14 protein-coding genes are annotated in these 11,733 nt (G+C 75.2%); 7 read left to right on the forward strand and 7 right to left on the reverse strand.

The window, feature by feature from the left end; translation table 11 throughout:
- Window positions 1–121 precede the first annotated feature (121 nt).
- The gene (locus CO540_RS05250; RefSeq protein WP_099161143.1) at window positions 122–898 is read left to right on the forward strand and encodes a hypothetical protein; all 777 of its coding nucleotides are present in this window, start codon (window positions 122–124) and stop codon (window positions 896–898) included.
- A 31-nt stretch (window positions 899–929) separates the two neighbouring features.
- Window positions 930–1,955: a 3-dehydroquinate synthase gene (locus CO540_RS05255; protein WP_099161144.1), complete on the forward strand. Its 1,026-nt coding sequence runs from the start codon at window positions 930–932 to the stop codon at window positions 1,953–1,955.
- Between the two features lie 114 nt (window positions 1,956–2,069).
- Here CO540_RS05255 and CO540_RS05260 read toward each other — a convergent pair whose 3' ends face one another.
- The 3 genes from CO540_RS05260 to CO540_RS05270 are packed head-to-tail and all read right to left on the reverse strand — an operon-like array spanning window position 2,070 to window position 5,069.
- Window positions 2,070–2,759, reverse strand: coding sequence for an HAD-IA family hydrolase (locus CO540_RS05260; RefSeq protein ID WP_099161145.1), 690 nt, complete (start codon window positions 2,757–2,759; stop codon window positions 2,070–2,072).
- 34 nt (window positions 2,760–2,793) lie between these two features.
- Entirely contained in the window at window positions 2,794–3,915 is a 1,122-nt protein-coding gene (locus CO540_RS05265; RefSeq protein ID WP_099161146.1) for a Gfo/Idh/MocA family protein, read from the reverse strand.
- Complete coding sequence (locus CO540_RS05270) at window positions 3,912–5,069, reverse strand: DegT/DnrJ/EryC1/StrS family aminotransferase (RefSeq protein ID WP_099161147.1); 1,158 nt, start codon at window positions 5,067–5,069, stop codon at window positions 3,912–3,914. The genes CO540_RS05265 and CO540_RS05270 overlap by 4 nt, the downstream gene beginning before the upstream one ends.
- Before the next feature lie 183 nt (window positions 5,070–5,252).
- On the opposite strand from CO540_RS05270, the gene CO540_RS05275 reads away from it, so the two are divergent.
- From CO540_RS05275 to CO540_RS05295, 5 genes are all read left to right on the forward strand, one after another.
- Window positions 5,253–5,684: a type II 3-dehydroquinate dehydratase gene (locus tag CO540_RS05275; RefSeq protein ID WP_091574919.1), complete on the forward strand. Its 432-nt coding sequence runs from the start codon at window positions 5,253–5,255 to the stop codon at window positions 5,682–5,684.
- A gap of 63 nt (window positions 5,685–5,747) precedes the next feature.
- Window positions 5,748–6,101, forward strand: coding sequence for a DoxX family protein (locus tag CO540_RS05280; RefSeq protein ID WP_091574923.1), 354 nt, complete (start codon window positions 5,748–5,750; stop codon window positions 6,099–6,101).
- Between the two features lie 7 nt (window positions 6,102–6,108).
- A complete protein-coding gene (locus CO540_RS05285; RefSeq protein WP_099161148.1) occupies window positions 6,109–7,056 on the forward strand; it encodes an ROK family protein in 948 nt (315 codons plus the stop codon).
- Window positions 7,053–7,625 carry an NADPH-dependent FMN reductase gene (locus CO540_RS05290; RefSeq protein WP_099161149.1) on the forward strand — a complete coding sequence of 191 codons (573 nt, stop codon included), beginning with the start codon at window positions 7,053–7,055 and terminating at the stop codon, window positions 7,623–7,625. Before CO540_RS05285 ends, CO540_RS05290 begins: the two co-directional genes overlap by 4 nt.
- Window positions 7,622–8,413: a shikimate dehydrogenase gene (locus CO540_RS05295; protein WP_099161150.1), complete on the forward strand. Its 792-nt coding sequence runs from the start codon at window positions 7,622–7,624 to the stop codon at window positions 8,411–8,413. Before CO540_RS05290 ends, CO540_RS05295 begins: the two co-directional genes overlap by 4 nt.
- Before the next feature lie 5 nt (window positions 8,414–8,418).
- Here the strand turns inward: CO540_RS05295 and CO540_RS05300 are convergent, their stop codons facing one another.
- From CO540_RS05300 to CO540_RS05315, 4 genes are all read right to left on the reverse strand, one after another.
- The gene (locus CO540_RS05300; RefSeq protein ID WP_099161151.1) at window positions 8,419–8,802 is read right to left on the reverse strand and encodes a VOC family protein; all 384 of its coding nucleotides are present in this window, start codon (window positions 8,800–8,802) and stop codon (window positions 8,419–8,421) included.
- 66 nt (window positions 8,803–8,868) lie between these two features.
- Window positions 8,869–9,567 (reverse strand): NADPH-dependent F420 reductase, encoded by a 699-nt coding sequence (locus CO540_RS05305; protein ID WP_099161152.1) that lies wholly within the window; start codon window positions 9,565–9,567, stop codon window positions 8,869–8,871.
- 22 nt (window positions 9,568–9,589) lie between these two features.
- The gene (locus CO540_RS05310) at window positions 9,590–10,621 is read right to left on the reverse strand and encodes an LLM class flavin-dependent oxidoreductase (RefSeq protein WP_099161153.1); all 1,032 of its coding nucleotides are present in this window, start codon (window positions 10,619–10,621) and stop codon (window positions 9,590–9,592) included.
- Window positions 10,614–11,663, reverse strand: a complete 1,050-nt coding sequence (locus CO540_RS05315) for an LLM class flavin-dependent oxidoreductase (protein WP_099161154.1) — start codon at window positions 11,661–11,663, stop codon at window positions 10,614–10,616. Before CO540_RS05315 ends, CO540_RS05310 begins: the two co-directional genes overlap by 8 nt.
- Window positions 11,664–11,733: the final 70 nt, after the last annotated feature.

Raw genomic sequence — 11,733 nt, forward strand, 5'->3', positions numbered from 1 at the left:
CCTGTCGCCCCCTAACCGGACCCCGGTTCCCGGCCGCGCCCGGGTGGTCCGGCGGGGCGGCGCGGTGATGATGGGCTCGCCCCGAGGACGCCGCGTACCCACCGCCGACAGTCGAGGTGCCATGGACCGCTCCTGGTTGTTCGCCGACCTCGCCGTGCCCGGCACGGGGTGCGTCGACGTGCGGGCGGCCGAGCTGGTCGGCACCGTGGTGGCGCGGCTGGTCGCCGAGGTGCGCGACGCCGACCCGGGGGTGTGCTGGTTCTTCGACCGCCTCGACTCCCCCGCCCCGACGCGGCTGCGGCTGGGCCTGCACGCCGGGCCCGCCGCGCTCGACCTGGCGCGCGACCGTCTCGGCCCGGCCGCCCGGCCGGCGCCCCCGGCGTACGCGGTGCGGGACCCGGCGCGCGGCGGTCCGCTCGCGCACGCCGGCAGCGAGCTGGCGTTGACGCTGCTCGGCGGTGAGCCGCCGTGGCTGGCCGGGCTGGAGCTGCCGCTGGCGGTGGCGCACCTGCGGCACCTGTGCGGGTTGGTGCCGGCCGGCGACCGGGCGGCCTTCCTGTTCCTGCACTGGCAGGACCGCAGCCGTCCGCTGACCGGGGCGCAGCGCCGGGACCTGGCCGCGCAGGCGCAGGCCGGCGCGGACAAGATCGTGCTGGCCGCCGGCGACCTGCCGCTGGCCGAGGACCCGGTGGCGGAGGCCTGGGGCCGCTACCTGGACCGGGTCGGCGAGGTGGCCGCGCAGGACCACCCGGCCGCGCCGCGCGGCTTCCTGATCGCCACGCACGCCCAGCTGAGCCACCGCCGGTGGGGCATCGACCCGGCCGTCGACTCGCTGGCCGCGCTGGCGCTGCGGATGGTCGGGCCGGGCGTACCCGTGCCCGGGGGACGGGCCGGATGACAGTGGATTCCTCGACCGCCGGGAGAGTCGCATGACCGTCCAGGGCAGCGTGGGCGCCCGTACCGTCGACGTGGAGCTGGGCGACCGGTCGTACCCGGTGGTCGTCGGCCCCGGCGTGCGGCATCGGCTGGCGGCGGAGGTGGCGCGCGTCGGAGCCCGCCGGGTCGTGGTGGTCTCGGCCCGGCCGCCGCAGTGGACGCCCGACCCGGGCGTGCCGCACCGGGTGGTGCCGGCCCGCGACGGCGAGCACGACAAGACGCTGGCCACCGTGGAGTCGCTGTGCCGGGCGTTCGCCGGGTTCGGGCTGACCCGCGCCGACGCGGTGGTCTCCTGCGGCGGCGGCACCACCACCGACGTGGTGGGTCTGGCCGCCGGCCTCTACCACCGGGGCGTCGCGGTGCTTCACCTGCCGACGTCGCTGCTGGCCCAGGTGGACGCCAGCGTCGGCGGGAAGACGGCGGTGAACCTGCCCGAGGGCAAGAACCTGGTCGGCGTCTACTGGCAGCCGCGCGCCGTGCTCTGCGACACCGACTACCTGGGCACGCTGCCGGAGGTGGAGCGGCGCAACGGCTACGGGGAGATCGCCCGCGCCCACTTCATCGGCGCCGGCGACCTGCGCGGGCGGACCGTGCCGGAGCAGATCACCGCGTGCGTGGCGCTCAAGGCCCGGGTGGTTGCCGCCGACGAGCGCGACGCGGGGCTGCGGCACATCCTCAACTACGGCCACACGCTGGGGCACGCGCTGGAACGGGCCACCGACTTCCGGCTGCGCCACGGCGAGGCGGTCGGCGTCGGCACGGTTTTCGCGGGTCGGCTGGCCGGCCGGCTGGGCCGGATCCCCGCCGCGCGGGTCGCCGAGCACCACGAGGTGGTCGCCGGCTACGGCCTGGACACCGGCCTGCCGTCGGGGGTGGACGCCGACGAGCTGATCGCGTTCATGCGGCGGGACAAGAAATCCACCGCCGGCCTGTCCTTCGTGCTCGACGGCCCGGCGGGCCCGGAGCTGGTTCCCGACGTGCCGGAGGCCGAGGTCCGGGCCGCTCTGGCCACGATGTAGCGACGGGGTCCGGCCTGCGCCGCCAGCTCGCCGAAGTGGCGGCATCGACCAGCCGCAGACGCCGCCACCTCCCCGAACTGGTGTCGATCACGCTCGCCGGTCGGGGCGCGGACGTCAGAGCACCGCCGGGCAGTGGGTGAGCAGCTCGTCGGGTTTGTGGGCGACCAGGTCGGGGCCGGCCGCGAGCAGGGCCGTCACGTCGCCGCCGTGCCAGGTGGTGGCGACCGTGGTCACCCCGGCCTCCCGGCCGCTGGTCAGGTCCGTGATCGCGTCACCGACCATCATGGCCGCGGTCGGCGGCATGCCCAGCAGGTCCAGCGCGCGCAGCACGATGTCCGGGGCGGGCTTGGGCCGGGGCACCTCGTCCGAGCCGATCACGTGGTCGAACAGGGCGAGCACGCCGAGCAGGTCGAGCAGCGACCGGGCGCGCGGCCCGCTCTTGCCGGTGGCCACCGCCATCCGGATCCCCCGCTCGTGCAGCGCCTCCAGCGTCTCGCGGACACCGGGGAACAGCGGCACCCGGTGAGCCAGCCGGTAGCTCTCCCGGACGAACGGTCCCTCCATCTCCAGCGGCAGCCCCATCAGCCGCATGATGTCCGGGAAGTACCGCCCCATGTGCCGGTTGTACTCCTCGAACGGCGCCGGCCCGCCGCCGACCACCTCGGCGTACGCGATGCTGAACGCCTCACGCATCACCGCCGAGCTGTCGACCACGACCCCGTCGAGGTCGAACACGACGGCCCGGATCGGGCCCGGTCGGGGGGCGAGGACGGCGGCGCCGGCGGTGGACGGCGGCTGGCTCATGGCTGCTCCCGGTGGGTGAGGTCGCCGGTGGTTCTCACCGGTCGCGCGCTCCCGCCAGCGCTCGCACCGGCGGGGTGGGCCGGGCGCAGCGGTAGACGCGTTCGATGGCGTCGATGGTGCGGCGGGCGTCGGCCGCGGCCACGCCCCGGCTCGCCGGGTCGGCGAGCAGGTCGGGCAGGGCGTCGAGCTGCCGGTCGTACTCGGCGCCGATGGGCTCGGCGGGCAGCGGCAGGCGGACCGTCTCCCCGTCGCGGGTACGGGTCAGCTCCGGCGTGGCGTCCCGGTTGGGGCTGAACCCGAACGTGCAGCGCAACGTCACCGACCCGGCGGTGCCGTGCACGGAGACGGTGGTCCGGTCGCGCGCCTCGTGCGACGCCCAGCAGGCGTGCAGGGCGGCGGACGCGCCGTCGGCGGTGAGCAGGAAGGCCCGGGCGGTGTCCTCGACGTCGCCTCGCCCGCCGGTGCCGGCGGTGCCACGCCAGGCGGCCCGCGCGGCGTCGTCGTTGACGAAGTCGTCGGAGACGCTGCCCACGACGTGCGCGACCGGGGCCGGCCCGAGCAACGGCAGCACGGTGTCGAGCAGGTGCCAGCCGAGGTCGACCAGCGCGCCGCCGCCGGAGAGGTCGCGCCGGGTGAACCAGCCGCCGGCGTCGGGCACGCCGCGGGCGCGTACCCAGGCCACGTCGACGTGCCGGACCGGACCGAGACCGGCCGCGGCGTCGACCAGGGCACGCACGTCGGCCCGGTAGCGCGCGGCGCTGCCGGCCAGCAGCACCGCCCCGCCGGAGCGCTCCGCGTCGGCCAGGTCGTCCGCCTCGGCCGAGGTGAGGCAGACCGGCTTCTCCAGGAACACCGGTACGCCCCGGCGCAGCAGCCGGGCCGCGACGGCCGCGTGCAGGTGGTTGGGCACCGCCACCACCACGAGGTCGGCCGCGCCCGCGGGCAGGTCGGCCACGTCCGCGTACGCGTCGGGGACGCCGTGGTCGGCGCGTGCCCGGTCCCGGGCGGCGACGTCCGGGTCGACCACGGCGGTGACCGTGAACCGGGGGTGCGCGGCGAGCCGGGGCAGCCAGATCTGCCGTCCGGCCCAGCCGAGGCCGGCCACCGCGACCCGGACGGTACGCCCCGGCGCGGCGGCCGGCTGCGACCCGGTCATCCGGCCAGCACGTCGGCGAGCACGGCGGCGATCAGGTGCATCTGCTCCTCGGTGCCGAGCAGCGTGCGGTGGTGCAGCCAGATGCAGTCGGCGTGGATCTGCTCGGTGTTCGGGCACCGTGCCGCGATCTGCTCGACGGTCTCGTCCGGCGCGCCGGCCAGCCAGAACCCGTCGCACCGGTAGATCGCGCGGAACGCCACGAACGCCGGGATGCCCCGGGCGATCAACGCGTCGACCACGGCCCGACGGCGTTCGATGGTGATCCCGGGTACGCGGAACATGGCCATGTAGTGCGGGTTGCGGTCACCGCGTTCGTCGCGGCCCTGCGGCACCACGCCGGGGATCTCGGCGAGCAGGCTCGCCAGCAGCGGCCAGCGCTGCTCGCGCAGCGCGATCTGACCGTCCAGCCGGGACAGTTGGGCGCGCAGCACGGCGGCGCTGAACTCGTTCATCCGGTAGTTCGAGCCGGTGGTGCGGTGCAGGTAGTCGCGGTCGGTGCGGGGCCGGCCGCAGCTGTGCACGAGGAACGCCTTCTCGTAGCTCTCCTCGTCGGGGAAGAGCACCGCGCCGCCCTCGCCGGCGGTCATCAGCTTGCCGTTCTGGAAGCTGAACGCGGCGACGGAGCCGAGTTCGCCGACCCGCTTGCCCTGCCACCGCGCGCCGTGGGCGTGCGCGGCGTCCTGGAGCAGCGCGACTCCGGCGTCTGCGGCGATCTTGTCGAGCGCGTCCATGTCGGCGAACTGCCCGGCCATGTGCACCGGCATCACCACCCGCGTGCGGGGGGTGATGGCGGCGGCGACCGCGTCCGGGTCGACGCAGTAGGTGTCCAGGTCGACGTCGACGGGCACGGCCACCGCGCCGAGGCGCTGCGCGGCCAGCGACGAGGAGATGAACGTGAAGGCGGGGACGATCACCTCGGTGCCGGGGCCGACGCCGAGCACCTCCAGCGCCACCTCCAGCGCGTGGGTGCCGTTGGTGACGGCCAGCGCGTACGGCGCGCCGTGGTACGCGGCGAACTCGGCCTCGAACGTGTCGACCTCGTCGCCCCCGACGCGCCACCACTGGCCCTGTTCCAGGGCCCGGACGAGGCCGGTCCGCTCCTCGTCGCCGAACTGCGGCCAGGCGGGGAACTCCGGCGCCGGCAGATCACTCATGATGTCCCACTCCCTGCTCCCGATAGGAACGGCCCGGCTGGGACGCTAACCGAGCCGGCAGGCCGCTGACCTCCCCTAACGGCCCCTAGCCGCCCCTAACCGCCCCCTGCCGGCGGTGGCCGGTCGGCGCGTCGGGCCGATACTCCGAGGACCTGTCGTCGTCCGCTCCCGGTGAGGTGCCACGTGTCCGAGGTGCTCCTGCTCAACGGCCCGAACCTGGGCATCCTCGGCCGGCGGGAGCCGGAGATCTACGGCACCGACACGCTGGCGGACATCGAGCGGGCGGTCGGCGAGGAGGTGGCCGGACGGGGCTGGCGGGTCGTGGCGAGACAGCACGACTGCGAGGGCGAGATGATCCGTACCATCCAGGACAGTTATGAGACGGTGGGCGCGATCGTGAACCCGGGCGCGTTGATGATCGCCGGTTGGAGCCTGCGCGACGCGTTGGCCAACTATCCCCGCCCGTGGCTGGAGGTCCACCTGTCCAACGTGTGGGCCCGGGAGAGCTTCCGACACGACTCGGTGCTCGCCCCGCTGGCCGCGGGGGTGATCGTGGGTCTGGGCGCGCTCGGCTACCGGCTGGCGGCCCGCGCGCTCGTCTCCACAGTGTCCTGACCGACCGCACCACCGCACCCATCCCGGTCGCCCGTCGTGGCGACCCGACCCCCGAGGATCCCCGTGACCGTCGCGATCATCGTTCTCACCGTGCTGCTCGCCATCATCCTGGTGCCGCTGGCCGTGCAGAAGCTCACCGGCAACGCGCAGATGCGCCAGCGGATGTCGCACCTCGGCGTCTCCGCCGGGCTGACCCGCGTGATCGGCCTGCTGGAGCTGGCCGGCGTCGCGGGGCTGCTGCTGGGCCTGAAGTTCTGGCAGCTCGGCCTGGTCGCCGCGGTGGGCGTCACCGTGCTGCTGATCGCCGCCGTGGCCTACCACCTGCGCGCCAAGGACGACGGCAAGGTGATCATGGTGCCGCTGTTCTTCGCGTTCGCCGCGGCCGCGCTGGCGTTCCTGCACCTGCTGGCGCACTGAGGCCGGCGTGACGGGCGGGCCGGGCGCCGCGCTGCTGGGCGTCGACGTCGGAGGCACGAAGGTCGCGCTGCGCGCCGAGGCGGCCGGCCGGCCCGCGTACGAGCGGATCGTCACCTGGCCGGCCGGCGCGGACCCGGCCGCCGACCTGTCGCTGCTGGCCACCGAGGCGGCGGCGCTGCGGGCCGGCTTCGGCCCGGTCGCCACGGTGGGCGTGGCCATGCCGGCCACCGTCGACCGGGGCGGTACCGTCGTCGCCTGGCCCGGCCGCCCGAGCTGGGTCGGGCTGGACCTGGCCGGCGCGCTGCGCCGGCTCTTCCCCGACACCCGGACCGGGTACGCCGACGACGGCGACCTGGCGGCGCTGGCCGAGTCCCGGCACGCGGGCCGGGACGACGTGCTCTACCTGGGGGTGGGCACCGGGGTCGGCGGCGGGATCGTGCTCGGCGGCCGCAACGTCCCGGCCGGCGCGTCCGCCGAGGTCGGACACATGGTGGTCGACGTCGACGGAGAGCGGTGCGACTGCGGACGGGCCGGTTGCCTCCAGGCGACCGCGTCCGGGCCGGCGACGCTGCGCCGGGCCGCGCGCCTGCGCGACGGGCCGGTGGACCACCGGCGGCTGCGCGCCGGGCTGCGCGACGGGCGGCCGTGGGCGGTGGAGGCGATCCGGCCGGCCTGCGCCGCGCTGGCCGCCGCCGTGGTGAGCCTCGGCGAGCTGCTCGCCGTCGACCTGGCGGTCGTCGGTGGCGGCTTCGCCGCCGGGCTGCCCGGTTTCGTGCCACTGGTCGGCCGTCTCGCCGCCGCCGGTGGCCGGGCGGGCCGACCCGCGCCCCGGGTGGCCGCAGCCGCGCTCGGCGGGCTCTCGTCCCTGCACGGCGCGCTCCACCTCGCCCGCGACCTCGCGGACGCCCCGGTCCCGACCGGGCCCGGGTACCTGACCAGGGAGGCCAGCCAATGATCAGAATCGGGGTCGTCGCGGGCAGCACCCGCCCGGGCCGCAAGGCCGACGCGGTGGCGCGCTGGGTGTGCGACGTCGCCGCCGGGCGTACGGACGTCACCACCGAACTCGTCGACCTGGCGGACCATCCGCTGCCGCACTTCGCCGAGGCGCTGCCCCCGTCGATGGCGCCCTCGGGCCGGCCGGCGATCCGCCGCTGGGGGTCGACCGTCGCGGCGCTGGACGCGTTCGTCTTCGTCACCCCGGAGTACAACCACTCGGTTCCCGGCGTGCTCAAGGACGCGATCGACGCGCTCTACCAGGAGTGGCACCACAAGCCGGCCGGGCTGGTCAGCTACGGGGTGCACGGCGGGACCCGGGCCGCCGAGCACCTGCGGCTGGTGCTCGGCCAGGTGTCGGTGCCGGTGGTCCGCTCCCAGGTGGCGCTCTCGCTGCACACCGACTTCGTGGCGTTCCGCGACCTGCGGCCCGGGCCGCACCAGCGGGAGGCGGTGGGCACCGTGCTCGACGAGGTGGCGGCGTGGGCCGGGGCGCTGCGGACGCTGCGCCGACCGCAGCCGGTGCGATGACCGTGATCGGCGGCGCCACCCGCCTGTACGCGCTGCTCGGCGACCCGATCGCCCAGGTGCGGGCGCCGGGCCTGCTCAACCCGGTGCTGGCCCGGCGCGGCACGGACGCCGTGCTGGTGCCGGTGCACGTGCCGGCCGCCGCCCTGCCCGACGTGGTGGCCGGGCTGCGCCGGGTGGCCAACCTGGACGGGATGCTGGTGACCGTGCCGCACAAGGCGGCGCTGCTCGGTCTGGCCGACCGGGTCACCGACCGGGCCCGGCTGGCCGGCAGCGTCAACGCGCTGCGCCGGGAACCGGACGGCACCTGGTCGGCGGACACGTTCGACGGTGACGGGTTCGTCCGCGCCCTGGTGGCGGCCGGGCACGATCCGCGCGGCCGGCGGGTCTGCCTGGTGGGGGCCGGCGGCGCGGGCAGCGCCATCGCGGTGGCCCTGCTCGACGCCGGGGTGGCCGCGCTGCACCTGACCGACACCGACCCGGCGCGCCTGGCCGCGCTGGGCGGGCGGCTGTCGGAGGCGTACCCGGACCGGGTACACGGCGCGTCCCGGCCGCGGCTGGCCGACGCGGACCTCGCGGTCAACGCGACGCCGCTGGGGCTGCGCCCGACGGACCCGCCGCCGTTCCCGGTGGCCGAGCTGCCGGCCCGGGCGGTGGTCGCGGACATCATCATGTCGCCGGCGGAGACGCCGCTGCTGCGCGCGGCCCGGGACCGGGGCCTGGCCGCCCACCCCGGCGAGCCGATGCTGGCCCACCAGATCGACGGCTACCTGGACTTCTTCGGCCTGTAGAGGCGTCAGGACCCGGTCGCGGCCCGGTCGGCGGCGCTGCGCAGCACGCAGAACTCGTTGCCCTCGGGGTCGGCGAGCACCGCCCAGCCGGAGCCGTCCGGGTGGCGCCGGTCGTCGACCAGGGTGGCGCCGAGGCCGAGCAGCCGCTCCACCTCCGGGTCGCGCGAGGTCTCCGGGCGCAGGCAGAGGTGGATCCGGTTCTTCGACGTCTTGGGCTCGGGCACCTGGTTGAAGTGCAGCACCGGGCCCTCCGCCAGCAGCACCTGGGCCTCCGGGTCACCCGGTCGGTCCTCCGGGTGCAGCGGCCGCCCGGTCACCTCGCTCCAGAAGCGCGCCAGCCCGTAGGCATCCGCACAGTCGATCGCCACGTTCTGCACCACCGAAACCATGACCGGGAGCCTTCCGGACCGGCGTCCCGGACGCCACCGGATTCCGCCGGCGGCGGTCGCGGCGGGTCAGGCCGGACCCGGGCGTCCGGCCCGCGCCTCGGCGACGACCCGCCCGCGTTCGGATTCCGGGAACCGGTCGAGCATGGCCCGCAGCTCGTCGGCGCTCACGTCGGCCCCGAACGACTCGCTGCCCGGTTCCAGCCGTACGCCCTCGCCCAGCGGGCCCGCGACGACCGGGTCGAAGCCGAGCCGGTCCACCAGGGACGCGACCACGGCGAGGTCGTCCTGGCGGTCACCGGCGATCGCGATGGCCTTGCGGCCGTCCGCGCCCGCCGGCCGGGCCTCGTCCTCGAGGTCGTGGTAGCCCATGTGGTTGAACGCCTTCACCACGCGTGACCCGGGCAGGTACGCCTGCACGGTCTCGCTGGACGAGGTGCGCGGGTCGGTGAGGTCGTCGCGGATGCCGTCGATCTCCCACCAGTAGTTCATGGCGTCGACGACGAGCTTGCCGCGCAACGCCTCGACCGGGATGCTCCGGTACTTGCCCAGCGGCAGGGCCAGGACGACGACGTCGGCGCGGGCCGCCGCGTCGGCCGCCGTGGTGGCGACCGCGCCGGGCGTCAGCACCTCGACGGTGAGGGCGATCTTCGCCGGGTCGCCGGAGCCGGCGATGAACACCCGGTGGCCGGCGGCCACCGCGAGTCGGGCGAGCACCGTGCCCACCTTGCCGGCGCCGAGGATGCCGAGGGTCTGCGATCCGTCCACTGTTCTCCTTCCGGGGCCGGCGTCAACCGGCGAGCATGTCGCGGACCAGCGGGATCACCCGGCTGCCGTACAGCTCGACGGCGCGCATGCGGGCGCTCACCGGCTGGGCGCCGGCGGTGTAGATGAGGTCGAACCGGCCGACGCCGAGGGCGCGGATCGCGTCGGCCATCCGGCGGGCCACGGTCTCCGGCGAGCCGATGTAGAGGGAGCCGTGCGCCACCTCGGCGTCGAACTCGGTACGCCGGATCGGCGGCCAGCCCCGCAGCTTGCCGATCCGGTCCCGCATGATGCGGTAGTGCGGCCAGAACAGCTCCCTGGCCTCCTCGTCGGTGTCGGCGACGAACCCCGGTGAGTGCATGCCGACCGGGTGGGCGGTGGTGTGAAACTGCTCGGCGGCCCGCCGGTAGAGGTCGAGGTAGGGCGCGAACCGCTCGGGCGAGCCGCCGATGATGGCGAGCATGAGCGGGAAGCCGTAGTGGGCGGTGCGCACCACGGACTGCGGCGAGCCGCCGACCCCCACCCAGGTGCTGAGGCGTCCCGACTCGGTCTTCGGGAAGACGTCGGCGTGTTCCAGCGCGGCGCGCGTCGTGCCGCTCCAGGTGACCGGCTTCTCCTCCAGCAGCTTCGCGAAGAGTTCGATCTTCTCCTCGAACAGCACGTCGTAGTCGCTCAGGTCGTAGCCGAACAGCGGGAAGGACTCGGTGAACGAGCCCCGGCCGAGGATGACCTCGGCCCGGCCGTTCGACAGCGCGTCCACGGTCGCGAAGCGTTGGAACACCCGCACCGGGTCGTCCGAGCTGAGCACCGTCACCCCGGAGGCGAGCCGGATCCGGGAGGTACGGGTGGCGATCCCCGCCAGCACGGTCTCCGGGGTCGACACCGAGTACTCCGGCCGGTGGTGCTCGCCGAGGGCGATGACGTCGACGCCCAGGTCGTCGGCGAGCACCGCCTCGTCCACGACCTGCCGGATCGCGGCGGCGTGCGACAGCGGCCGACCGGCGTCGTCCTCCGGCACGTCGCCGAAGGTGTCGAGGCCGAACACGAGGTCAGACATGGGTGGGCTCCTTCGCCAGCAGCTCCCGTACCCGCGGGGCGACCTCGCCGCCGAGCAGCTCGATCGTCCGTGCGCGCGCCTTACGGGGCAGGTGGGTGATGTCGTACTTCAGGTCGAAGCGGCTCAGGCGCAGGTCCCGGGCGGTCGCGGCGATCTTCCGGGCGACCGTCTCGGGCGACCCGACGTAGAGCGCCCCGTGGTCGATCTCGGCCTCGTAGCGCCGGCGGTCCGGCCGGTAGAAGCCGCGTTCCTCGGCGAGCCGGGTCACCACCGGCTGCCAGTACCGCCACCAGGTCTCCACCGCCTCCTCGTCAGTATCGGCGACGAGACCCAGCGAGTGCTGGCCGATCGGCCGCACCGGGTGGCCGGCCCGGGCGAGCGCCCGCCGGTAGAGCTGGACGTGGCCGGCGAACCGCTGCGGGCGTCCGCCGATGACCGCGAGCATCAGGGGTAGGCCGTAGCGGGCGGCGCGGAGCACCGAGTCCGGGCTCCCGCCGACGCCGATCCAGGTCGGGATGCCGCCCGCCGGCATGCGCGGGTGCAGGCGCTGCCCGACCAGCGGCGTCCGTACCGTGCCGCTCCAGGTGACCGGTTCGTCCCGCTGGAGCCGGACGAACAGGTCGAGCTTCTCCTCGAACAACCGCTCGTAGTCGGCGAGGTCGTAACCGAACAGGGGGAACGACTCGGTGGCCGACGCCCGGCCGAGGACGATCTGGGCCCGACCGTTCGACACCGCGTCGAGGGTCGAGAACTCGTGGTAGAGCCGGACCGGGTCGTTGGTGCTGAGCACCGTGACCGACGTGCCGAGCCGGATCCGGTCGGTGGCCGTCGCGATCGCGGCCAGCAGCACCGGCGTGGCCGAGTCGGTGTGGCCCTCCCGGTAGTGCTCGCCCACGCTGAACACGTCGAGCCCGACCGACTCGGCGAGCCGGGCCTCCTCGACGAGCAGCCGGACGGTCTGCGCGTCGGTCAGGATCCGGTCGCCGTCGGTGGCGACCTCGCCGAACGAGTTGAGCCCCAGGGCGAACGTCTCCGCTGTCATGTCCCCTCCTCCGATGGCGGGCGATTGACATGTCAAACACGGTAGCCTGCGAATTGACATGTCAATTGGA

Origin of the sequence: Micromonospora sp. WMMA2032 (genome assembly GCF_002688545.1) — a bacterium.
GTDB classification, from domain to species: domain Bacteria; phylum Actinomycetota; class Actinomycetes; order Mycobacteriales; family Micromonosporaceae; genus Micromonospora; species Micromonospora sediminicola.